This window comes from Bradyrhizobium sp. U87765 SZCCT0048 (genome assembly GCF_018131225.1).
Lineage (GTDB): Bacteria > Pseudomonadota > Alphaproteobacteria > Rhizobiales > Xanthobacteraceae > Bradyrhizobium_A.
The window spans coordinates 2,077,019-2,099,738 of the sequence record NZ_JAFCMM010000001.1 but is presented as its reverse complement, the minus strand read 5'-3'; the positions used below and the strand labels follow the sequence as shown (position 1 = coordinate 2,099,738).

The 22,720-nt window shown below is 63.5% G+C and carries 19 protein-coding genes and 1 tRNA gene; 15 read left to right on the top strand and 5 right to left on the bottom strand.

All coding sequences use genetic code 11. From position 1 onward, the window contains the following. Positions 1–50: 50 nt before the first annotated feature. From JQ639_RS09220 to JQ639_RS09205, 3 genes are all read right to left on the bottom strand, one after another. The gene (locus JQ639_RS09220; RefSeq protein WP_211965813.1) at positions 51–470 is read right to left on the bottom strand and encodes a DUF1304 family protein; all 420 of its coding nucleotides are present in this window, start codon (positions 468–470) and stop codon (positions 51–53) included. A gap of 297 nt (positions 471–767) precedes the next feature. Further along, on the bottom strand, positions 768–2,126 hold the full coding sequence (locus tag JQ639_RS09215) for a flavin-containing monooxygenase (protein ID WP_211965812.1): 1,359 nt from the start codon (positions 2,124–2,126) through the stop codon (positions 768–770). An 851-nt stretch (positions 2,127–2,977) separates the two neighbouring features. Continuing rightward, a tRNA-Arg gene (locus tag JQ639_RS09205) sits at positions 2,978–3,053 on the bottom strand. A gap of 1,235 nt (positions 3,054–4,288) precedes the next feature. Between JQ639_RS09205 and JQ639_RS09200 the strand changes: the two genes are divergently transcribed. The 15 genes from JQ639_RS09200 (at position 4,289) to JQ639_RS09130 (ending at position 19,887) form a co-directional block, all read left to right on the top strand. Next, positions 4,289–5,509 carry an aminotransferase-like domain-containing protein gene (locus JQ639_RS09200; protein ID WP_211965810.1) on the top strand — a complete coding sequence of 407 codons (1,221 nt, stop codon included), beginning with the start codon at positions 4,289–4,291 and terminating at the stop codon, positions 5,507–5,509. Then, on the top strand, positions 5,506–6,360 hold the full coding sequence (locus tag JQ639_RS09195) for an SMP-30/gluconolactonase/LRE family protein (RefSeq protein ID WP_211965809.1): 855 nt from the start codon (positions 5,506–5,508) through the stop codon (positions 6,358–6,360). The genes JQ639_RS09200 and JQ639_RS09195 overlap by 4 nt, the downstream gene beginning before the upstream one ends. Continuing rightward, the gene (locus tag JQ639_RS09190; protein WP_211965808.1) at positions 6,357–6,770 is read left to right on the top strand and encodes a Rid family hydrolase; all 414 of its coding nucleotides are present in this window, start codon (positions 6,357–6,359) and stop codon (positions 6,768–6,770) included. Before JQ639_RS09195 ends, JQ639_RS09190 begins: the two co-directional genes overlap by 4 nt. 141 nt (positions 6,771–6,911) lie before the next feature. Next, positions 6,912–7,754 carry a sugar phosphate isomerase/epimerase family protein gene (locus tag JQ639_RS09185; RefSeq protein ID WP_211965807.1) on the top strand — a complete coding sequence of 281 codons (843 nt, stop codon included), beginning with the start codon at positions 6,912–6,914 and terminating at the stop codon, positions 7,752–7,754. A gap of 104 nt (positions 7,755–7,858) precedes the next feature. Continuing rightward, positions 7,859–8,737, top strand: coding sequence for a branched-chain amino acid ABC transporter permease (locus JQ639_RS09180; RefSeq protein WP_211965806.1), 879 nt, complete (start codon positions 7,859–7,861; stop codon positions 8,735–8,737). Next, entirely contained in the window at positions 8,737–10,548 is a 1,812-nt protein-coding gene (locus tag JQ639_RS09175) for a branched-chain amino acid ABC transporter ATP-binding protein/permease (RefSeq protein WP_249123033.1), read from the top strand. The genes JQ639_RS09180 and JQ639_RS09175 overlap by 1 nt, the downstream gene beginning before the upstream one ends. Beyond that, entirely contained in the window at positions 10,541–11,248 is a 708-nt protein-coding gene (locus JQ639_RS09170) for an ABC transporter ATP-binding protein (RefSeq protein ID WP_211965805.1), read from the top strand. Before JQ639_RS09175 ends, JQ639_RS09170 begins: the two co-directional genes overlap by 8 nt. Before the next feature lie 117 nt (positions 11,249–11,365). After that, a complete protein-coding gene (locus tag JQ639_RS35640; protein WP_371745038.1) occupies positions 11,366–12,916 on the top strand; it encodes a GMC family oxidoreductase in 1,551 nt (516 codons plus the stop codon). Positions 12,917–12,962: 46 nt separating this feature from the next. Beyond that, a complete protein-coding gene (locus JQ639_RS09160) occupies positions 12,963–13,913 on the top strand; it encodes an aldo/keto reductase (RefSeq protein ID WP_211965803.1) in 951 nt (316 codons plus the stop codon). 124 nt (positions 13,914–14,037) lie between these two features. Further along, positions 14,038–14,934, top strand: coding sequence for an enoyl-CoA hydratase (locus tag JQ639_RS09155; protein WP_211965802.1), 897 nt, complete (start codon positions 14,038–14,040; stop codon positions 14,932–14,934). 45 nt (positions 14,935–14,979) lie between these two features. Continuing rightward, a complete protein-coding gene (locus JQ639_RS09150; protein WP_211965801.1) occupies positions 14,980–16,143 on the top strand; it encodes an acyl-CoA dehydrogenase family protein in 1,164 nt (387 codons plus the stop codon). Positions 16,144–16,156: 13 nt separating this feature from the next. Then, the gene (locus JQ639_RS09145) at positions 16,157–17,221 is read left to right on the top strand and encodes an acyl-CoA dehydrogenase family protein (protein ID WP_211965800.1); all 1,065 of its coding nucleotides are present in this window, start codon (positions 16,157–16,159) and stop codon (positions 17,219–17,221) included. Beyond that, positions 17,214–18,365, top strand: coding sequence for an acetyl-CoA C-acetyltransferase (locus JQ639_RS09140; RefSeq protein ID WP_211966541.1), 1,152 nt, complete (start codon positions 17,214–17,216; stop codon positions 18,363–18,365). The genes JQ639_RS09145 and JQ639_RS09140 overlap by 8 nt, the downstream gene beginning before the upstream one ends. Before the next feature lie 2 nt (positions 18,366–18,367). Next, positions 18,368–18,970, top strand: coding sequence for a gamma carbonic anhydrase family protein (locus JQ639_RS09135; RefSeq protein WP_211965799.1), 603 nt, complete (start codon positions 18,368–18,370; stop codon positions 18,968–18,970). Then, positions 18,883–19,887, top strand: coding sequence for an SDR family oxidoreductase (locus tag JQ639_RS09130; RefSeq protein ID WP_349644788.1), 1,005 nt, complete (start codon positions 18,883–18,885; stop codon positions 19,885–19,887). Before JQ639_RS09135 ends, JQ639_RS09130 begins: the two co-directional genes overlap by 88 nt. Before the next feature lie 248 nt (positions 19,888–20,135). On the opposite strand, the gene JQ639_RS09125 is transcribed toward JQ639_RS09130, so the two are convergent. Further along, on the bottom strand, positions 20,136–21,719 hold the full coding sequence (locus JQ639_RS09125; RefSeq protein ID WP_211965797.1) for a FadD3 family acyl-CoA ligase: 1,584 nt from the start codon (positions 21,717–21,719) through the stop codon (positions 20,136–20,138). A gap of 146 nt (positions 21,720–21,865) precedes the next feature. Next, a complete protein-coding gene (locus JQ639_RS09120) occupies positions 21,866–22,636 on the bottom strand; it encodes a TetR/AcrR family transcriptional regulator (RefSeq protein ID WP_249123031.1) in 771 nt (256 codons plus the stop codon). Positions 22,637–22,720 lie beyond the last annotated feature (84 nt).

Sequence of the window (22,720 nt, the reverse complement as noted above, 5' to 3'; positions counted from 1 at the left end):
TCCGAATGCTGCGATTCAATCAGGCAATCGAGAGTAAGAAAGAACATACGTCAAAGCGCAGCTTTCCGATGCCGAAGGGCAATTGTACTCAAGGTGAGCGCCGGGAAGACAAGTTGAACGAACCCGAGCAGATAGGCTTGAGTAGAAAGAAGCAGAGTCGCGGCGGCGACAACGGCAAAAATGCTGCAAAACACGATGAAAGCCAGACCGGCTTCGGTCTGGCCTCGGTCGAGCAGCAAGACCCCTGCCACGCCACCGGCCGCAGCCATTAGATTATAAAAGCCCTGGTTGATGAATAGCGCTTTCAAGACGACGGCTTGCGTTGCCGGCTCGACGGCCATGCCAGGATTGAGCTGCGGCAATAGAGTTCCATACACAATTGGGTAAGTCCAAAGAACCGCCTCGATAATAAAAAATCCAAAAAACGTAGCGATCGTGACGTATATGGATGCCCGAGTGAGGCTAGTCATGTGTTTGATCCTTGATTCGTAGGGCGTTGATACAGGCTGAGCCAGCATCCATGCGCAGTGGCCGATGTCGTCGGACAAATCGCCGAGGCCGATCAATACTGCGACAACGACGATGGAATAGATTGCAAAGATCGAAGTCGCGACGCACGTCGACAGCTTCCATTCGGATGCATAGATCGGATAGAGAGTGGCCGATGCCGCGCTTGCCCAGAGTGTATGGCCGACGATGCCCGCAGAGACCCAGAAACTTGCCTGCTTTCCAAGCGTGTATTTTCTTTGAACTATACCGAGACATGCTTATCGCGGCAGAGGGCGCCGGTTTGTGACAGTGGTTATTTGGCTCAGGTCGCGCGTCAGTTGCCCGACATAGGTGCGGTAGTCGACCTCCAGTGTGTATCGCTCGGCTTCCAGATACGTCCTGCGCTGGTAGTCACGATGCGCGTGAATTTCACGGACCTGTTCGGCTCGCTCCGGGAGACCGATTTCTCCGGACAGCAGTGCGGCCAGCCAGCGCCCTTGAACCTCGACCAATGGAATTGTCGGCCCGACTGGCTGCACGAGACCGGCAAAAATCAGGCCGCTATGCTTCACAGACATCATACGTCGGTACAGCGCGGATGCATCCGCATCGGGATCGAATAATTGCGGATCTAGAAACGGAAAGCTCGTGCGATAGCCAGTCGCATAAATGATCGAATCAAATGTCTTGGTGGTTCCGTCCTCGAATTGGACGTCGTGGCCATCGAGCTTGCGAATGTTTGGCTTTATGCCGATCCATCCGTGCCCCAGATATGGAAGCAGTTCTTGGCTCAGCGTTGCGTGCTCTCGCCACATTGGATGCGATGGTTTCGGAAGCCCAAAGCGGCTTTGGTCGCCGGTGACGGCGCGAACGAACCAAGCCATGATCCTTCTGACCCAGGGCGTGGGCAATCGGAGGCTCTTCGAGACCATCGCCGACCAATGATCGGTTGGACGGCCGAACATATATTTCGGCATGATCCACGCGCTGCGGCGCGTGGATATCGTGATCTCACGCGCGCGGCGACAAAGGTCGACAGCGATATCCACCGCCGAATTGCCCAGCCCGACCACCAGAACGGACTTTCCGTCGTAAGGCTCCGCGGTTCGATAGTGGTGTGAGTGGATCGCCCGACCGGAGAATGTGCCGGGAAAGTGTGGCAACCTGGGATCCCAGAGATGACCGCTCGCGACAATGACATACTGATACTGACGGACTTCGCCGGTCGAGAGGCGAACACTCCAGCGCTCATCGGCTTGCTTGGCAACGCTTTCGACCGACGTACGAAATGTAATCGCCCGGCGAACATCAAAAGCGTCGGCGTAGGCTTCGAGATATCCGAGAAACTGTCGATGTGAAAGAAAGTCGGGCAGCTCTGTTGAGATTGGAAAATCGGAATAGCCGAGGTTGTCGCGACTTGTGTCGATATGCAAGCTGGCATATGCCGAGGATAGGCCGTTGTCGTTCTCGTAGCGCCACATGCCGCCGATATCGGAGCCCTTTTCAAAGCAGTCGAACGCGATGCCACGCTGTCTCAAGGCTTTTCCAACAGCGACGCCTGACGAGCCCGCACCTATGATGCAAACCTCGGCCAGGTTGCTCGGCTTTGCGTCCGCCTGAACGGGCTCGATCGTCATGTGGTGTCCCAAGGCCAACTCCCTTTCCCCGGCGGAAGAGCTGCGACCTCACGAACTAGGGAAAGAAAGCGCAACATGGAAGAGAGGTCTGTAGAGGAACTCTCCGGACAGATATTTCCGCAATCCGACGAGGAACGCGCGGGACGCTGGTTTATTCATCGAGCGCTATCCCGACGTCCGGTTGGACTGGAGCTTCGAGAACGCCAGGCCGATCTGATCGGCGAGGGGCTCGATGCCGCGATCGGAGGCAGCATGGAATTGGAGCCCGGCGTGATCGCTCAGCGATTGGCGCCCCTGCATGTCATTGCGGTGGCATCGCCGGAGTATCTTGAAGGCCGCCTGAAAGGCCGCACCCTGCTAAAACGACCCCACGAGTTGGCCGCGTTCGATCGGATCTCCATGCGCTCACCTCAAACCGCTCGCGTACACTTCTGGAAAATGCGCCATCAGAGAGGGCGACGAAGTGACGCTGGAGCAAAAGGCGCGGATCGTGGCCAACGATCCCGAAGTGATCTGCCGCGCGGCCTTGACGCGTTTAGGTGTGGCGATGATGGCCGTGCCATTTGTAGAGCGGCATATCAAAAAGCGGCGTGTTGCAACGCCTGTTGCCCGATTGGCACTCCGATCTCGGGGCAATCTCGATCTACTATGCTAGCCGGCAATTGCTGCCCGCGAAGATCCGCGCTTTCATCGACCACATAACCGCAGCATCCCGCGAACAAAATCTGGCGCAGCCAGCGGAAGGATGACTGGCGTCGTGGAATGCGGCTAGGCGCAGCCTTAGCCCTCTCAGCAGAACCCAATTTCAAAAGTAAATTCGCAGCGCTATCCGCCTCGGCGAAGAGAGGCAGTGGCGCACTCGACACGATTCGAACGTGTGGCCTTCTCCTTCGGAGGGCGACGCTCCATCCAGCTGAGCTACGGTGCTTACTGCTTACGCAGTGCTTACGTGGGTTTTGTCGGGGTGTTAAGCCCCTGCACGCATCCCTCGCAAACCCTTGTATTCCAATCCTCTTTCTGACGCTCCTTTCACATCAACCGGCTTGACAGGTGCCTTCGGAGAGCATCGCTCGTCGCGCGCTTCCAAAACGCGCCTCCGCTGTCTCACCGACGACGAGGATCCCGCTTTCACGAGCATCTGTCCAAGATTCGACGCGGCCGCGGCGTGGTTAATCGCACGATCTCCTTCAGATCGCTTCGTCTGCAGCATTGCGAGGGCCGTAATCGGATTGATGAGCGCGGCTGCACCCGCCTCAAAGCTCACGCCGCCCGGCAGAACCATCACGTCTGCCCCACTGACAACCTGATATTGCGCGTGGGTAGACTAGTGCTAACCACCAGATAACCACCGATATCCCGTGAACAAACGGTGCAGGACGAGGTCGAGTGACGCAGAAAGTTGAGACATTTCAACGATATTTGGCGAGGCGCCAACGTTCGGGACGCAGGGGGCGTAGGTTCAAATCCTACCACTCCGACCATGGTTTCTTTGCCGATTTTCCCGCCACTGTTCAGCCGGATCGCCGTTTCAGCCATTTGAAACGGAAACAGTGCGTCGATGTGATCTGCGTGCCCATCATTCAAGCCCGGTGTTCCGCGTCGCGCAGCGCTGCGCATACCTGACCGGACAACCACGGAACTCCCGATCATCATACAAGACATGAGGCAGAGATCCCGGTGACGGGGGGCTCGGACGCCGCCGCGTCAGATCTGTCGAAATGTCCAGGCCGGCCCTGGTGTCGGTCGGGGTCATGATGCTGCGGCCATCATGCCGAGGTGTTGTCCTGGCGGCTTTGCTGTCATCTAGCCCGGATCGGCTGCGCGATCCCGGTCGCGACGGCTTGATTGTCGATGGCGTGGCATCGCCGGCGATCTGTTCTGTCAGCGCTGCAGCCGATTAAGGCGATGGGCTTTTGCCGAGCATCGCTGTGATTCGTCGCGCCTGAAGCCGAAGGCGCCTCACAGCTGTCGTGCAGATTTTGAAAGTCACTCGCTGCGCGCGACACGCGCCTGGAGCCCGTCTCCGCAGAAAGACGTGACGCTCGGCCAATAGTCCCTTTGGAGGATGCCAGTTCGCGATTGCTGAAAAGTAATGCGTGCGGCGCCGCATCATTGCGTCGGCTCAATCGAGCACAAACGAGACATCCGGGGAGTAAGAAGCCATGTCAGTCCAGGAGCTGCGCGCAAGGTTGTCTGGTTCTGGTCCGGCGCTGTTCTTTCCTGATCCGGAAGTCCCGGCGATCTTCAATTTCGATCAAGGGCTCGCAGCTCCCGAAACCTTTCCGACCGATGACCTGGTGCGGCTTGCGCGCAAGGCACTCGACGACCACGGCGCCAAGGTGCTGGACTACTTCGATCCGGCGACCGGCTATGAGGAGTTGGTCTTCGGCTTCAAGGGCCTGCGCAAGGAAATCGCTGACCGTATCGCGCGCACGCAAGGCAAGCAGCTCGGCACACGCGGTGTCATCCTGACGTCTGGCTCGGTGCAGGGCATCGCGCTCGCGGCCAACGCCTATGTGAACCAGGGCGACGTTGTCGTCGTCGAGGCCGCCTCCTTCCCTTACGCGCTGCGCTTCATGGAGATGGCGGGCGCGGATCTGCGCACCGTGCCGGTCGATGACCACGGCATGGATATCGATGCGCTCGCGGATCTGCTCGGCAAGGTCGAGGCGGAGGGCAAGACGGTCAAGCTGGTCTATACCATCCCGACCTTCCAGACGCCCACATGCACCGAGATGTCAGTGCCGCGCCGCCGTCAACTGCTCGATCTGGCGAACGAGCACAATTTTCTGATCATCGAAGACAATGTCTATGGCGACCTTCGCTTCGCCGGCGAGGAGCTGCCGACCCTGCTCAGCCTCGACGCGGACGAGCGTGTCATCCAGTGCGGGAGCTTCTCCAAGGTCGTCGCGCCGGCGCTGCGCCTCGGCTGGATCGCCGGTCCTGCTGCCGCTATCGAACCGCTCGCGGCAGTGCGCCAGGACCTCGGCGTCGGCCAGTGGCATGCGCGCGTCATGACCTCCTACATGGCCGACGGTCTGCTCGACAGGCATATCGCGGAGGTCAACAAGGTCTACAGGAGCAAGGCCGAGACGGCGGCGCGCGCCGTCCGCGATTATTGCGGCAACTATGTCACCTTCCGCATGCCGCAGGGGTCGTTCTACCTCTGGCTCGAAATCGACGAGCGCGTGGACTGGCAGCGCGCGGCCGAACTGTCGGCGAAGGAAGGCATCTTCTTCCGCCCCGGCGAGCGCTTCATGGGCGAAACCGACGGCCGCCAGTTCCTGCGTCTCGCCTACAGTCATGTCAGCGAGGACATCATCGAGCGCGGTATCAGGAAACTCGGCGAGATTCTGAGTGCCTGTGCCCGGGTCCCGGCATGACGGCCGCGGCGCGTACGTTTGCGGGAGGATTCATCTATCCTGAATGCCCCCGCTGGCGTGATCAGCAGCTCTGGTTTGCCGACCAGCATGATGGTCTCGTCCATGTGCTGGACGGCATCGGCGACCGGCTGCATCATTTCGCAGTTCCTGGTGGTCCGTCCGGAATGGGCTGGTTGCCTGGTGGTGATCTGCTCGTTGTGTCGATGCATGAGCGCAAGCTCCATCGTCGCGGCGCGGATGGCCGGCTCACCGTCCATGCAGATCTCAGGGATGTCCATCCCTTCCATTCCAACGACATGGTGGTCGACGCCAGCGGGCGTGCCTATGTCGGCAACATCGGCTTCGACTTCTACGCGGGCGACGCGCCTGCGCCAACGGTCATGGCTATAGTCACGCCCGAAGGGAAGGTCAGTGTTGCCGCCGACGACCTGATGTGCCCCAACGGGACCGTCATCACCCCTGACGGCCGGACGCTGATCGTTGCGGAATCGATGGCCGCGCGGCTGACCGCCTTCGACATCGGCGCGGACGGCGGGCTGTCTGGCCGCCGCCTCTTTGCCGCCATCGACGGTCACGTGCCCGACGGCATCTGTCTCGATGCGGAAGGTCATGTCTGGGCCGCGTCGCCTTACGAAAAGGTGGTGCTGAGGGTCAGTCCCGCAGGCGAGATCGTCGCACGTATCACGATCGCCGACGCCAATCCCTACGCCTGCGTGCTCGGCGGCACTGATGGCCGGGACCTCTTCATCTGCGTCGCGCCGCATCACGATCCCGACGTGACGGTAAAGCTCAGAGGAGGCCGTATCGATGTCGCCCGTGCCTCGGTACCGATGGCTGGGGGCCCGCGATGAACCAGGCTTCGAACATTGCGCGGTTCAATCCGCTGGACATGGTCTTCCCGGGCATGAGCCAGGCTGTGGGCTGTGGCGATTTCGTGCTGGTGTCAGGGCAGGTGGCGCTGAAGGACAGGCAGATCGTGGCGATCGGCGATCCCGCCGGCCAGGCCGAGCAGGCGTTTCGCAACATCGAGGGCGTCCTTGCCGAAGCCGGCCTGACGCTCGGCCATGTCGTCTCGCTGCGCTGCTATCTCACGCACCGCGACGCTTACCAGGCCTATGCCGCGGTCAAGAACCGCATTTTCGCCGACAACCCGCCAGCGGCGACCGCCGTTGTCGTCAGCGAGCTCGTCCTGCCCGAGCTTCTGGTTGAGGTGGAGGCGATCGCTTGGCGCCATGCGCTCGGCAGTCCGACGGTGGTGTAGCCGCGAGGGAAGGCCGCCGGGCCGGGCCGGCCTGGCCGCATGTTGAGCGCCGGGTTAGCGTCCGGATGGACGTCTCCACTTGCTGTCACTGTCGGCGGTACGCCGCCTTTATGATTCGGAGAACGAAGCGAGATGCACCGCTTGGAGCGCGAGCTCGTCTGCAGCTCCCACACGGTCAGCGGCGTGACGCCTGGCGGACCGGTGACCTCGCGCCATGGCTTTGATGCGCGTGTCGCGGCATGTGCGGCAGCCGGCTATAGTGGCATGTGTCTTCATTTCAGGGATTATGCCGAGCAGCGCGCGGCCGGGTATGGTGATGAACAATTGCGCGAGGTGCTTGCGCGCCATGGCATGGTGCACCTCTCGGTTGAGTTCCTGAGCGATTGGTTCCTGAGCGATCCGGATGCACGCCGGAACGAGGCAATGGCTTTCGACGCAGCGCGGGCGTATCGGGCCGGCCTCCTGCATGTCGGGCCAGACCTCGCCGGGCGCGGCGTCTCGCACGAGCAGATGCGGACCAGCTTTCTCGCGCTGTGCGAACGGGCGGCCCGGCGCGGCATCGCGATTGCGCTGGAGATCGTGGCCTGGGGGAACGTGCGCGATGTCGACACGGCGCTCGCGCTGATCGACGGTATCCCCAATGCAGGACTGGTGATCGACATCTGGCACTTTGCGCGTGGCGGAATCCCGTTTTCGGAGCTGGCGCGCATTCCCGCCGATCGCATCCTGTCGGTTCAGCTCAATGATGGCGCGCGCGAGCTTGTCGGCTTGGTGTCCGAGGACACCTTGCATCGCAAGCTCTGCGGCGAGGGGGTGTTCGACCTCATCGGCTTCGTCTCTGCCCTGGACGCCGCCGGCGTCAAGGTTCCCCTTAGTGTCGAGGTGATCGGGCCTGAACTGGCGTCGCGGGATCTTGCCGACGCGGCGTTCACATCGTTCGCGACGACATGGCAGGTCATTCGCGATGCGGTGATGACGGCCTGAGGCCGCGTCCGCGCGCCCCGCGGACCTATTAGTCCGTTCGAACGATGCCGCGGGTAGCGCGGCTCTGGATAACGGCAGACAAAATCGCGTCCGGGAGGAACCTTGTGCTCAGCGAGATACTGATCATCGTCATCCGCGGAATCGCCATCGGGTCGATTTTTGCGACGATCGCGATGAGCTTCAATATCGTCCATGGGGCGACGAACATCTTCAACTTCGCTCAGGGCAACATGTTCATCCTGGGCGGGTTTGCCGCCTATTTTCTCGCCAATCAGGTCGGCTTGGGCTCATGGGCGCTGATGCTGGTGGTCACCGGCGTCGGCGTCGCGATCATTGTTACGATCCAGGGCTACATCACGCTCCTGCCGCTGCGGTCCTCGGTCGAGCAGGATTCTTGGCTGATTTCCACGGTGGCGGTATCCGTGATCGTCGCAGCCCTGCTGATGATCACGCAGGGGCCGTTCGCCTATTCCGTCTCGGGCGTGGTGCCGAGCTTCCGCATCCTGGGGACGCGAACGCCGGGCGCCTATGCGCTCGCCATCGGCGCGATGGTCTTCTGGTACTTCGCGTTGCGCTTCTTCCTTCGCAAGACGTTCGTCGGCCTCGCCATCAGCGCGCTGTCGCAGGACTTCGACGCGGCACGTGCCGCGGGGCTGCCGGTGCGCCGCCTTCAATTGATCGCGTTTGCCATCAGCGGGCTGATGGTCGGGTCGGTCGGCTTTCTGGTCGCTCCCGTCATTTCCGTCAGCCCCGATGCTGGCCTGAAGTATGTGCTCAACGGGTTTGTCGCGGCGGTTGTCGGCGGCATCGGCAGCAATATCGGCACCCTCATCGGTGGTCCGCTGGTCGGAGTCGTGGCCATGCTGACCGCCTACAAGGTTGGAGGCGCCTATCAGGATCTCGCGTCGTTGCTGGTTCTTGTCGGAATCCTGATGTTCAGGCCGCAGGGATTGTTCGGCCGTGTGGCAGCGAGGCGGGTGTGATGATGCGGACCACGACCGCTCAGGCCCAGTCCGGCGCGTTCGCGAAGGCAGGCGAGAGCAAATCAAAGGGCGGATTCAATTCTGACCTGGCGCAGCTCTGGATCGGGGGAGTGCTGGTCGCGCTGACCGGCTTCGGACCGCTCATTGTCGGAAATTCCTACTGGATCCACACGTTCCAGCTCGTCAACATCTACATTTCGGCCGCCATCTTCCAGAATTTCCTGTTTGTCGACGCAGGCCAGAAGTCGTTCGGGCAGGGCGCGATCCTCGGCATCGCGGCCTATGGTGCGGCGATCCTGTTCGGCCTGCATGGCTGGTCCTTCGGGCTGGCCGCGCTAGGCGGTATCGTCGCGGCGGTGGCCGGCGGTCTGCTGTTCGCGCTGCCGGCGCTCCGCGTCCAGGGATTTCATCTCGGCTTTGTGACCATGAGTGCGGCGATCGTCTTCCCGCAACTCCTGGTCACGCTCGATAAGTGGACCAATGGCATCAACGGAATCAGCATTTCGGTTCCGTGGCTGACGGATACGCTGGCCTTCGGTCTCTCGCCGCTGGCGTTTGTCATTGCCGTCTTTCCGATGCTGGCGCTGGCGGTGCATTACAAGCTGCGACGGTCGCGGCTCGGACGCAGCATGTTCGTGGCGGCGCTGAGCCCGGAGGCGGCGCGCTCACTCGGCATCAAGCCCGGCCTGATGCGCTTTACCGCTTTCGTGATCGCTTCGATAGGAACCGGCATCTGCGGGGTCCTCTACCTGCCTGCGGTGGCCTTCGTCAGCCCGCAGGGCTTCAACATCGAATTGTCCTTCGTCTTCTTCTTCGCCGTGATTGTCGGCGGCCGAGGCCAGATGCTCGGGCCCATCATCGGTATCTGGATCGTCTTCATCCTGCCCAACATCATGTTGGCGCAATTCGTCGAATACCGCCTGCTGATGTACGGGTGCCTGACGCTCGCGGCGGTGCTGATTTTCCCTGACGGAGTTGTCGGCTCGGTCGAGCGTCTCCGCGCCAGGCGCCAGCAGACGGGGGGTGGCGAGAATGCGTTCCGGATCGACGGCTTTCTTGCTCTGCTCAGGTCGGGCAAGGATACGTCGGAACCCGCTGCAGATGTCGCCGTCGAGGTGCGGGGGGGCACCAAGACGTTCGGCGCCGTTGTGGCCGTCGATGCCGTCGATCTCAAGGTGCGCAAGGGCGAGGTGCACGGCCTGATCGGTGCCAACGGCTCCGGCAAGACCAGCCTGCTCAACGTGCTCACGGGTCTCAGCAAGCTCGATGCGGGATCGGTGATGATTCACGGAACGGACGTCACGCGGCGGACGGCCGACGGCATCGCCAACATGGGTATGGGACGCACGTTCCAGGCGCCCCGCATCTTCGCTCAGCTCTCGCTGTGGGACAATCTCAGGATCGGCATCGACGCGCGCGTAGGTCCCGGCAGTCCTGATATCGAGGCGCTGGCGCACGCCATGGAGATGGAGTTTGGCCAGGACAGCGCCAGCCTGCTCTCGCATGGCCAGCGCCGCCTGGTCGAGGTGATGCGAACGGTGCTCAAGGAAGCGACGATCGTGCTGTTCGACGAACCCGCCGCTGGCCTGTCGCAAACCGAACGCCAGAACTTCGCGACTCTGGTCCGCTTCCTCAGCCGCCAGATGGGCAAGACGATCATTCTTGTCGAGCACGATCTCGACCTCGTCTGGGGGATCGCAGACACGATCACGGTTCTGGAGCAGGGCCGGGTGGTGTCGTCGGGGAAGCCGACTATGGTCGCGAGGGATCCGGCTGTGCAGCACATGTTCGTCGGGGCACGCCATGCTTGAAGTCTCGAACCTGGTTGCCGGTTACGGAACCATTCCGGTCCTGCGGGATGTCTCGCTGACAGCGAAAGCCGGTGAGATCCTGCTCATCGGCGGCGAAAACGGTGCGGGCAAGTCGACGTTGATGCGCTCGATCGCGGGCTTCAACAAGCCTGACGACGGCGTCGTTATTCTCGATGGCAAGCCAATTGGCGGCCTCGCGCCGGAACTGATCGCGCGGTCCGGTTTGCGTCTGGTGCTCGATGGCCACCGGGTATTTCCCGAGCTCAGCGTCTTCGACAACCTGCGCATCGGCGCTGCGGCAAGACCCGGCGATCGCGCGGGCTTTGCGCGGGCGGTGGACGAGATCTACACCGTCTTTCCCATTCTCAAGGAAAAGAGCAAACGCTACGCGCGCGACCTGTCGGGCGGTCAGCAGCAGATGCTCGCGCTCGGCCAGGCCTTCATCGCCCAGCCCAAGGTGCTGCTCTGTGACGAGCCGTCGATGGGGCTGGCACAGTCGCTGCTGCCGCCGATCCTGGCCTTCCTGCGCCGTTGGGCACAGGCAGGAACAGCGGTTGTCATCGTCGAACAGCACCTTGCCGTGACCGCGCCGTATGCCGACCGCGCCGTGATCATCGAGCGTGGCCAGGTCAAGTTCTCCTGCCTTGCCTCGGACCTCGATGCCAAGCTGAACGCCGGAGTCGCCGCCGGAGACGCGTAGCACGGCAGGCGGACGACGCGACGAATGATCTCGTGTTGAGGGGGGCAGGGCGTGCCAGCGTCATCGGCCGACAGCGAATTCGACTATATCGTCGTGGGAGCGGGCGCGGCCGGTTGCGTGCTGGCGGCGCGGCTGTCGGAAGACCCCGGCGTGCGGGTCGCGGTGCTGGAGGCGGGAGGGCTCGACAACGCGCTGCTGGTCCGCATCCCCGGCGCCAACGTCGTCACCGGCACCCATCCGGCCTACAACTGGAGCTACCAGAGCGAGCCGGTGCCGGATCTGGCAGGCCGGCAGCTCTATTGGGCGCAGGGGCGCATCGTCGGCGGGTCCAGCTCCATCAACGGCATGATGTACATGCGTGGTCATCGCTCTGATTACGACAACTGGCGCGCGCTCGGCTGCGCCGGCTGGGGCTATGACGATGTCCTGCCGGCCTTCAAGAAGTCGGAGACCAACGAGCGCGGCGCCAATGACATTCACGGCGACGCGGGGCCGCTGCAGGTGAGCAAGGGGTACGGGACAGCCCCTGTCTGCGACATGTTCCTGGAGGCGGCCGCGGAATGCGGTTTCCCGCTGACCGACGACCCCAACAAGGATGCGCCACAGGCTTTCGGCCATGTCGACATGACTATCGGCCGGGGGCGCCGGTCGAGCACGTCGGCGGCTTTTCTCCGGCCCGCCCTGAGCCGCAACAACCTCGTGCTGTTCGCCAATGCCTCTGTGCTGCGTATCGTGTTCGCAGGCCATGTCGCTGTGGGCGTCGAATATCAGCAGGCGGGCGAGCGCAAGACGTTGCGCGCCGCGCGCGAGGTCATCCTGTCGGGCGGAGCGGTGAACAGCCCGCAACTGCTGATGCTGTCGGGGATCGGGGATGCTGCGCGGCTCAAGGAGCTGGGCATCCCGGTGAAAGCCGACCACGCGGAGGTCGGAAAAAACCTGCAGAACCATCCGATGTACAAGCTGATGTACACGACGTCCAAGACGGTGAGCGCCTATCGCTATGTGCAGCCATGGGGCGCGCTGAAGAGCGGCTTGCAGTATGTCCTGGGGCGTCGCGGGGTGCTGAGCAGAGGCGTTTTCCCGACCACCGGTTATTTCCATGCTGAGGAAGGAGATCCGTCCAGCGAAGTGCAAGTCTGCATGGCGCCGGCGCTTGTCATCCGCCGCGGACCGGGTGTGTTCGGCCTGCTGCCGACGGAGCACGGGTTCACCCTACTGCTCAACCATGGCGCGCCGTTCAGCCGAGGCGAGGTTCGTCTGAAGTCGGCCGACCCGTTGGCCCATGCGGCGATCATGCCCAACTATTTTTCCGACCCGCGTGACATTCGCGTTCTCGCCAGGGGCGCTGAAAAGCTCCGGGAGATCGTCCTGTCCACCAGGCTCGGGGCGTCGATCGGTCGGGAATTGCAGCCGGCGGCGCCGATCAGGTCGATCGACGATATCTGCGACGATATTCGGGCAACCGCGGCCACGCACTACCATCCCGCCGGGACTTGCAGAATGGGGGTGGACGCGGCGGCGGTGGTCGATCCGCAGCTGCGTGTGCGCGGTGTGGAGCGGTTGAGGGTGGCGGACGCCTCGATCATGCCGGTGATTGTCAACGGCAACACCTATGCGGCGACGGTCATGATCGGCGAGAAGGCGGCCGATCTCATCAAGGCCGCCTGAGATCCTCGCGCCCAAAGTTGCCGGTCGACATCGAGAAGGGGACAATATGGAAAAGCGGGTGTTGGGGCGATCGGGCCTTGAGGTCTCGGTGGTCGGGCTGGGATGCAACAATTTTGGCGGGATGATCAAAGCGCTCGATCTGGCAGGCGCGCGCCAGGTGGTGCATGCCGCGCTCGATGCGGGCATCACCCTGTTCGATACCTCTGATTCCTATGGCGTCGACGGCGGTTCGGAAACGTGCCTTGGTGACATTCTCGGCGACAGGCGCAAGGACGTCGTTCTGGCGACCAAGTTTGCCTCGCCGATGAACCGGCAGAAGAGCAGCCGCTACAACGGCTCGCGCGGCTATATCATGAGCGCGGTCGAGGACAGCCTGCGGCGGCTGAAGACCGACTACATCGACCTCTATCAATATCATTTCCCCGATCCGCTGACACCGATCGAGGAGACCTTGCGGGCGCTCGACGACCTCGTGAAGCAGGGCAAGGTGCGTTATCTCGGCTGCTCCAACCTGCCGGCCTGGCAGCTCGTCGACGCCAGCTGGACCTCGTGGCATCACGGGCTGAACAGCCTGCTGTCGACCCAGACCGAGTACAATCTGATCGCGCGGCAGGCCGAAGCCGATCTGTTCCCGGCGATGCGACGGACCGGCATGACGCTGCTGCCCTACTTTCCGCTCGCCAGCGGTCTGTTGACCGGCAAGTACCGCAAGGGCCAGCCCATCCCGGAGGACACGCGGATGAGCATGCCGTACTTCCGCGCCGGCCTCAGCGAAGCCAATCTGGATCGGGTGGAAGGGCTGATCGCCTTCTGCGAGGCGCGGGGCCGCTCGATCCTGGAACTCGCGTTCTCATGGCTGCTGGCCCAGCCGATCGTCTCCAGCGTGATCGCCGGCGCGACCAGGCCGGAGCAGGTGCAGGTCAATGCGCGCTCGACAGTCTGGAAGCTGACGGCGGACGAACTTGCCGAGGTCGATGCCTTTTGCAGGCTGCAATGATGTGGGAGGGTGCCGCAGGCTTCCTGTTCGGGGCGGTGCTTTAGTCTCTTTGGACGATTGCCGGCAGGGGCCGTCAACCTAGTGTCGGCCGTACCTGAAGCAACATTGCGGACTGACGCCGAACATGACCGACCTTGTGGAACCGCGCACCGCGGAAATCAGCTACGAGACCGACGCACCGGTGCGCTACGAGACCGAAGGTCCGATCGCGTGGGTGACTCTCGATCGTCCCAAGTTCAACAACGCGCAGAACTCGCAGATGACCTATGCGCTCGACGATGCCTTCAAGCGGGCGGTCGACGATGATGCGATCAAGGTCATCATCCTGCGCGGCGAGGGCAAGCACTTCTCCGCCGGCCATGACATCGGCACGCCGGGACGCGACGTCAACAAGAGCTTCGATCGCCGCTTGATGTGGGCCGATCACGTCAACAAGCCCGCGGCCGAAATGCTCTACACGCGCGAGCATGAGGTTTACCTCGGCATGTGCCGGCGCTGGCGCGAGATTCCCAAGCCGACGATCGCCCTGGTGCAGGGCGCCTGCGTGGCGGGCGGATTGATGCTGGCCTGGGTGTGCGACTTCATCATCGCCACCGACGACGCCTTCTTCCAGGACCCGGTGGTGCGTATGGGGATTCCGGGCGTCGAGTATTTCGCCCATGCCTTCGAACTGCCGCCGCGTGTCGCCAAGGAATTCCTGATGCTTGGCGAGCGACTGCCGGTGGCGCGGGCGGAGCAGTACGGCATGGTCAACAAGGTCGTCCCGCGCGACCAGCTGGAGGCGGCGGGCCGGACGATGGCGAGCAAGCTTGCGGAGTATCCGCGGCTCGGCCTGTGGCTGTCCAAGCAGGCGATCAATCATGTCGAGGAGCTGCGCGGCAAGCGCACCGCGATGGATGCGCACTATCATATGCACCACTTCGCCCATGCGCAGAACGATCTGACGACCGGCAATACGCTGGGCGGGCAGGATGCCAGGAGCATGGCGGCAGCCAACAAGAAGCAGGCCGGCCAGAGCTGAGCCCCCAGCCGAGACAGACATCTGAGCCAACAGGATTGTGTTCGCGTGGATCTGACCTACACCGACAAGCAGAAAGCCTTCCGGCAGGACGTGCGCACGTGGCTGGAAGCTCACGTGCCCCAGCAGCCGCTGCCGTCGTTCGACGCCAGCCGTGAAGGCTTCGAGGCGCATCGCGCCTGGGAGCGCGTGCTCAGCAAAGGCCGATGGGGCATGGTGACCTGGCCGGAGAGCTATGGCGGGCGTGGGCTCGACCTGGTGCAGTGGCTGATCTTCGAAGAAGAGTACTATCGCGCTGGCGCGCCGCTGCGGGTCAACCAGAACGGCATCTTCTTGCTCGGGCCGACGCTGATGGAATACGGCACCGCCGAGCAGAAGGCGCGCTTCCTGACGGCGATGGCCGCGGGTGACGAGATCTGGGCTCAGGCCTGGTCCGAGCCCCAGGCCGGCTCCGACCTTGCGGCCGTGCGCTCGTCGGCCGTGCGTGACGGCGACGACTATGTGCTCAGAGGCCACAAGATCTGGTCCTCGCGCGCGGTCTTTGCCGATTGGGCCTTCGGCCTGTTTCGCACCGATCCGGACTCGCAGCGTCACAAGGGCCTGTCGCTGATCTTCTTCCCGCTCAATGCGCCGGGCGTGCGCGTGCAGCCGATCTCGCAGATCGACGGTGAGACCGGCTTTGCCGAGATCTTCCTCGACGAGGTCCGCGTTCCCGCCTTCAACCGTCTCGGCAGTGAGGGCGAAGGCTGGACCATCTGCATGGCGACCGCGGGCTTCGAGCGTGGACTGATGCTGCGCAGCCCGGCCCGGTTTCAGGTCGCGGCGCGCAAGCTCGTCGAGCTCTACAAGGCGCATGAGGCGGAGGTCGACCCGAGCGTCAGGGCCGCCGTTCTGCAGTGCTGGATGGATGCGGAAGCCTACGCGCTGTCGATCTACAGCACGGCGTCGCGCCTGATCGCGGGTGGCCAGATTGGAGCTGAAGCGAGCACGAACAAGATTTTCTGGTCGGAGATGGACATCGCGCTGCACAAGACCGCGCTGTCGATTCTCGGGGCACGCGCCGAGCTGCTGCGAACAGCTCCTGCGGCAGGGGATATCGGTCGCTGGCTGGACGGCTACTTCTTCTCGCTGGCCGGTCCGATTTACGCCGGCTCGAACGAGATTCAGCGTAATATCATCGCCGAGCGTGTCCTCGGCCTGCCGCGGGCCTGAGGAGGGGCGAAACATGGATTTCCGTTTCTCCGAAGAGCAGACCATGATGGCGGGCACCGTCCGCGAGCTGCTGGCCGACGTCTGCCAGCCGGCCGACCTTCGGCGGCTGATGGCAACGGGCGCGGCGCGCGACGACGATCGCTGGTCGAAGATTGTCGAGATGGGCCTTGCCGGTGCGCTGGTCGCTGAAGAGCATGGCGGCCTCGGCCTTCGCGCCGATGACTTTGTCCTGCTGGCGGAAGCCTGCGGCTATGCGGGCTTGCCGGAGCCGCTGGTCGAGAATGCCGGCGTTGCCCTGCCTCTGCTGGCGGCCTTCGCGGGCGATCCGCGTGCCGCAGCGCATCTGCGGCGCGCGCTCGACGGGGAAGTGACGGTGACGGTCGCGCACCCGGCGAATCCGTTCGTTGCCGACGCCGACACGGCGGCAGCAGTGATCATGGTGCATGACGGCGGGGTGCATCTCGTTGAGCTTGCGTCGGCCAGGCTCACCGCCCAGCCAAGCATCGATCCGTTCCGGCGGCTGTCTTCCGTCGCGTTCGACGCGTCGTCGGGCACGCTGCTTGGCGACGCCAGGGCAGCCGCGCCGCATCTCGACTCCGCGCTCGATCGCGGCGCGCTGTTCGCCGCGGCGCAGATGCTCGGGATGGCCCAGCGCTGCGTCGATCTTTCGGTCGACTATGCCAGGGATCGGCAGCAGTTCGGCAAGCCCATCGGCTCCTATCAGGCGATCAAGCATCACCTCGCGACGGCCCAGGTCAAGATCGAGTTTGCGCGTCCGGTGCTGTATGCTGCGGCGGCGACGCTGGTCAACGCCGATCTTCAGTCGCGCGCGCGCATCTCGCAGGCCAAGCTCGCCAGCGCGGATGCTGCCGACGTTGCGGCACGCACCGCGATCCAGGTTCATGGCGCGATGGGCTATTCCTGGGAAGTCGACGTTCACTTCTTCCTCAAGCGCACGATCGCGCTGACCAATTGGTGGGGCGGAGCCGCCTTCCACCGCGAGCGTGTGGCCGCCCGTGTCTTCGGCGCGCCGCTCGGACCTGAACACACCTTCGCTGCGGAGGCCAAGCATGCCTGAAGCCTATATCATCGATGCCGTTCGAACCCCCGTCGGGCGCAAGAAGGGCGCGCTCGCGTCGATGCATTCGGCCGATCTCGGCGCCCATCCGATCAAGGCGCTGATGGATCGTACCGGGCTCGATCCGAATGCCGTCGATGACGTGATCTATGGCTGCACGGATACGATCGGTTCGCAGGCCGGCGATATCGCCCGCACCTGCTGGCTGGTCGCGGGGCTGCCGGACCATGTTCCGGGCGTCACCGTCGATCGCCAGTGCGGCTCGGGGCAGCAGGCCGTGCACTTCGCGGCGCAGGCCATCATGAGTGGCACGCAGGATCTGGTGGTTGCCGGCGGCGTGCAGAACATGAACATGGTGCCGATGGCGTCGGCGATGATCGTCGGGCAGCAGTACGGTTTCCCGGACCCGTTCAGCACCTCACCCGGCTGGCTCGCGCGCTATGGCGACCAGGAGGTGAGCCAGTTCCGGTCGGCGGAAATGATCGCCGAGAAATGGCAGTGTTCGCGCGAGGAAATGGAGCAGTTCGCGCTCGAAAGCCACCGGCGGGCCGTCGCGGCGGCAGATGCGGGGCATTTTGTCGACGAGATTGTCCCGGTCGGCAATTTTTCCGTCGATGAGACGCCGCGCCGCGACACCACGCTTGAGAAGATGGCCACCCTGAAGACGCTGATCGAGGGGGGCCGCGTTCATGCCGGCGTCGCCAGCCAGAACGCTGACGCCTCCGCTGCGTTGCTGCTCGCCTCGGAGCGCGCAGTGAAGGACCATGACCTCAAGCCGCGCGCCCGCATCCATTATATGACGGTGCGCGCGACCGATCCTGTCTGGATGCTGACGGCGCCGATCCCGGCCACCCGCCATGCGCTGGAGAAGACCGGGCTCAAGATCGATGATATCGACCTGTTCGAATGCAACGAGGCCTTTGCGTCCGTGGCGTTGGCATGGATCAAGGATCTGGGCCTTCCGCGCGACCGGGTTAACGTCAATGGCGGGGCCATCGCGCTCGGTCATCCGCTGGGCGCGACCGGCGCGCGGATCATGACCACGATGCTGAATGAACTGGAACGCCGCAAGGGCCGCTACGCTCTGCAGACCATGTGCGAGGGCGGCGGTCAGGCCAATGTGACTGTTCTGGAGAGGCTCTGATCGTGCCGGTCTATTCCTTCGAAGGCATCGTGCCGGTCGTCGATCCGACGACCTACCTGCATCCAACGGCTGTGGTGATTGGCGACGTCACGATCGGGCCGCGCTGCTTCATCGGTCCGGGAGCCTCGCTGCGTGGGGATTTCGGCCGGATCACGGTTGTCGGCGACGCGAGCGTGCAGGACAATTGTACGCTGCATACCGGGGCCGGCTCTGATTGTGTCGTCGGTCGTGGAGCGACCGTGGGGCACGGGGCCATCCTGCACGGTTGCGTCATCGGGGAGAATGCGCTGGTCGGCATGAACGCGGTCGTTCTCGATGGCGCCGTCATCGCAGAAGACAGTCTTGTCGCGGCGCTCAGCCTGGTCAAGAACGACACGGTGACGCCGCCACGCAGCCTGATTGCCGGGAACCCGGCCAAGGTCATCAAGGAAATGCCGGAAGAGATGATCCGTTGGCGCAACAACGGCGACGGCGAATACCAGCGCCTCGCGGATCGCTCGCTGGCGGACCTCGTCGAATGCGAGCCGCTTTCCACGCCGGAGCCGAACCGCCGCCGCAATGCCGGCAGCGCCCGCGCCGTGCGGCTTTCCTCAAACGTCAAGTGAGACAACCGGATATGTCGGGCATCTGCGAAAACAGGGTGGTCATCGTCACGGGCGCGGGCCGCGGCCTCGGCCGGGCTTATGCACTAGGCCTTGCCAGGGAGGGCGCCAAGGTCGTCGTGAACGATCTCGGCGTCGGGACCCATGGCGATGCCACCGGCGAAACGCCGGCGCAGCTGGTTGTCGAGGAAATCCGGGCCATGGGCGGCGAGGCCGTAGCCAATTACGACGACGTGTCGGACTACGAAGCCGGCCGTCGGATCGTCACGGCCGCTGTCGACAGCTTTGGTGACCTCCACGCCGTCGTCAACAACGCGGGCTTCGTGCGCGACCGCATGTTCGTGTCGTGCACGCCGGACGAATGGGATGCGGTGCTGAGGGTCCACTTGCGGGGCCACTTCTGCACCAGCCGCCATGCGGTCGATTACTGGCGGGCGCAGCAGAAGGCCGGGAAGGCGGTTGAGGCGCGCATTATCAACACATCGTCGGGCGCGGGGTTGCAGGGCAGCGTCGGCCAGAGCGCCTATGCCGCCGCCAAGGCCGGCATCGCGACACTCACGCTGGTTCAGGCCGCCGAGCTTCGCCGCTATGGCATCACGGCAAACGGGCTTGCGCCGAATGCGCGTACGCGGATGACCGAGACCGCCTTCGCGGAGGCCATGAAGGCCAAGGCGGATGAATTCGATGTTTTCGCACCTGAAAATACCGCGCCACTGGTGGCCTGGCTGTGCAGCGCGCGCTCGAGCGACGTCACCGGGCAGATCTTCGAGCTGATCGGTGGCAAGATCCGTGTCGCCCTTGGCTGGACCGATGGTCCCGAGTTCGACAAGGGCGAACGCTGGGAGGCCGCAGAGCTCGGCGACAAGATTCTGCAGCTCGTCGCGGATCGTCCGGCGGCCAAACGGGTCTATGGAGCCTAACCGGCGGCTGCGCTGAAGCCGTCTCAACCCGTCCGGCGAGTGGCGTGGACAAGTGCGGCCCTCACAAGCGTTCGCGTCGGTCGCGAGACTCAACTCACGGCATGTCTTCTGGCGGTCAGTGCGATACCCGTTGAGGTGTTCGGCCGGCGCCAGCCTGGATCGTGAGCGTCAGGGGCGTATCAACTGACGACAACAGGTCGCTCGGCTGGTGCCGGGCGCTTGAAGGGGCGGGCGCACTCCGCGTGTGATCAGGATGCCGCGGGAACGGGATTCCGCAGCATGTTCTTGAGAACCTTGCCTTGGGGGCTGGTGGGGAGGGACTCCCGGATCTCGACGCTGCGCGGGCATTTGTAATTGGCCATGTGCGCGCGCGACCAGTCCAGGAGTTCCTTCTCGGTCGCCGCAGTTCCCGGGCGGAGCACGACGAAGGCCTTGCCGACTTCTCCGAGGCGCTCGTCGCTCACGCCGATGACCGCGACGGTGCCGATCGCGGGGTGGGTGCTCAGGAGCCGTTCTATTTCGGCGGGATAGCAGTTGAAGCCGCCGGTGATGTACATGTCCTTGAGGCGATCCTCGATGCGCAGGTTGGCGTCTTCGTCGAAGTAGCCGATGTCGCCGGTATGCAGCCAGCCATCCTTGTCGATGGTCTTGGCCGTGGACTCCGGATCCTCGAAATAGCCCTTCATGACGATGTAGCCGCGGATCACGACTTCGCCGCGCTCGCCATCGGCGAGGAACTTTCCGTCGGGGCCCATGATGCGGACGTCAACGCCCGGCGAGGCCTTGCCGGCGGTGTTGGCGATGACATCGTCCGGATCATCGGCGCGGCACATCGTGCCGTATCCGCCACATTCGGTCAGGCCATAGCCGTTGACCACGCCCGCGAAGCCGAGCTCTTCACGCATGCGCCGGATGAGAATCGAGGGAACGACAGCTCCGCCTGTGATGCCGAGGCGCAAGCTGCTGGTGTCAAATTTGGCGAGTTCAGGGTGTTGCAGCATGCCATGGAAGATCGCAGGCGGGCCGGGAATCACGCTGATCTTCTCGTCGGAAATCCGCTTGAGAATCTCACCGGCATCGTAAGTGAGATGGGGCATGAGAACTGCGCCGCGCATCAGCGAGACGATGGCGCCCGAGCGATAGCCGAAGGCATGAAAGAACGGCGCGATGACCAGGACGCGGTCGTGCGCACGGATGCCGACGCGGGTCGCCCAGGCGTCGATGGCGCGCAGGCATTGCCGGTGGCCGTACATCACACCCTTCGGATACCCCGTGGTGCCGGAGGTGAACAGCATGTCGCAGAGATCGTCGGGACCGACGGCTGCGACGCGCTGTTCGAGATCGGAAGCGCTGATGCCGTCACCGGTCGCAAGGAAGGTATCCCAGTCGACGTCGCCCTCGCGGGCGCCGTCGAACACGACGACCTGGCGCAGCAGCCCTCGTGTTTCCGGGGCGAGCTGATCGGGATAGTACTGCCCGAGGAAATCTCCCACGCTGAACATCATGCTGGTGCCGCTGCGGCGGGCAAGCTCGGCGACTTCCGTTCCCTTGAAGCGGGTGCTGGTCGGGATCAGGATCGCGCCGACGCTGACCAGCCCGAGTGCGGCCACGAACCATTTCCAGCTGTTCGGGGCCCAGATCATGATCCGGTCCCCCTTCTGCACGCCGGCCGCGATCAGCGCCTTGGCGGCGCGCCGGCGCGCAGCATCCAGCTCGATGAAGTTGAGCTTGATGCCGTCTTCGATGGCGGTTTGCGTGCCATAAAGCTCGGCGGCGCGCGCGCACAGCGCGGGGATCGTGGTGAACTCCCAGTCGGCTTGTTCGATCGTCATCTCTTCACCTGTCTGGGGCGGCTGGCGAGGTGCATCCGCGAGCGTGCGTCAACTGTCGCGAAAATAAGAACTCTCGTCCAGCATGCATCGTCCGAAGGGACGAATGGAATGGGTCGTTATGCCGGCCTGCTTGTCACCAGCGTCAGCTATTTCAGCAATTTTTCCAGGTCGTCGACTTGCTGGCGCAGCGCACTGATGGTTCGGCTCACGTTCTCCATGTCGACGGAACTGCTTGCCGGGGCCACGAGGCTTTGCAATGCGAGATCGGCGATGATTTCACCGATCTCGGTCGGCGTCTTCGCGCCGCTCGGCGAATACCAGCGTGACGCCCAGTTGGCCATGCCGATGACGGCGAAAGCCGCCAGCTTGGCATCGACCTGGCGAAACTCGCCGCTGGCCATGCCGTCCGAAATGCACTGGACATAGAAGTCGTAGATGTGGCGGCGGCCCTGCATATACACAGGCCCGAGTTCGTCGGGGATCTGGGTCTCTAGCTGCGAGAGGAGGATGAAGCGCGAGCCCGCCGACAACCGTCGCACCATGCCGTCGACGATGGCGCGGCGCAGCCGCTCGGTCGGCGAGAGCCCGGGGATCTTGATCAAGGCCTGGAGCCGGTGTGAGGGCGTCAGCGCCTCGGCCTCGACGAGCGCGGCCAGGATCTCTTCCTTGTTGCGGAAGTAATGATAGATGGCGGAACGTCCGAGCCCCAGCGCCCGCGCAATGTCGTTGATGCCGGTCTGGGCATAGCCTTTGGAGCCGAACAGTTGTGCGGCGATGTCGATCAGCTGCTCGCGCACCAGCTCCTTGCGTGGGTTGGTCGCGACTTTTTGCGGTGTGCTCGAGCCATTTTTCTTCAACGGAACGCCGGAGCTTCTGTCGATGGTCGTAGCGCCTGGGGAGCGCGTCGTCTTGTTCAAGGCCGGCCCTTTCGTGCTCCGCAGGCGGCGGCGACGTGGCGATGCTGTCCGACCAACGCCCGCCATCATTGCCGCCTGTCTGAA

What these genes read in the sequence shown, in the direction of transcription:
- JQ639_RS09200 (WP_211965810.1), top strand. Translation starts at nt 4,289, where the DNA reads ATGTCAGTCCAGGAGCTGCGCGCAAGGTTGTCTGGTTCTGGTCCGGCG.
- JQ639_RS09155 (WP_211965802.1), top strand. Translation starts at nt 14,038, where the DNA reads ATGACCGACCTTGTGGAACCGCGCACCGCGGAAATCAGCTACGAGACC.
- JQ639_RS09130 (WP_349644788.1), top strand. Translation starts at nt 18,883, where the DNA reads ATGCGAGCCGCTTTCCACGCCGGAGCCGAACCGCCGCCGCAATGCCGG.
- JQ639_RS09160 (WP_211965803.1), top strand. Translation starts at nt 12,963, where the DNA reads ATGGAAAAGCGGGTGTTGGGGCGATCGGGCCTTGAGGTCTCGGTGGTC.
- JQ639_RS09125 (WP_211965797.1), bottom strand. Translation starts at nt 21,719, where the DNA reads ATGACGATCGAACAAGCCGACTGGGAGTTCACCACGATCCCCGCGCTG.
- JQ639_RS09195 (WP_211965809.1), top strand. Translation starts at nt 5,506, where the DNA reads ATGACGGCCGCGGCGCGTACGTTTGCGGGAGGATTCATCTATCCTGAA.
- JQ639_RS09145 (WP_211965800.1), top strand. Translation starts at nt 16,157, where the DNA reads ATGGATTTCCGTTTCTCCGAAGAGCAGACCATGATGGCGGGCACCGTC.
- JQ639_RS09175 (WP_249123033.1), top strand. Translation starts at nt 8,737, where the DNA reads ATGATGCGGACCACGACCGCTCAGGCCCAGTCCGGCGCGTTCGCGAAG.
- JQ639_RS09140 (WP_211966541.1), top strand. Translation starts at nt 17,214, where the DNA reads ATGCCTGAAGCCTATATCATCGATGCCGTTCGAACCCCCGTCGGGCGC.
- JQ639_RS09220 (WP_211965813.1), bottom strand. Translation starts at nt 470, where the DNA reads ATGACTAGCCTCACTCGGGCATCCATATACGTCACGATCGCTACGTTT.
- JQ639_RS09215 (WP_211965812.1), bottom strand. Translation starts at nt 2,126, where the DNA reads ATGACGATCGAGCCCGTTCAGGCGGACGCAAAGCCGAGCAACCTGGCC.
- JQ639_RS09190 (WP_211965808.1), top strand. Translation starts at nt 6,357, where the DNA reads ATGAACCAGGCTTCGAACATTGCGCGGTTCAATCCGCTGGACATGGTC.
- JQ639_RS09170 (WP_211965805.1), top strand. Translation starts at nt 10,541, where the DNA reads ATGCTTGAAGTCTCGAACCTGGTTGCCGGTTACGGAACCATTCCGGTC.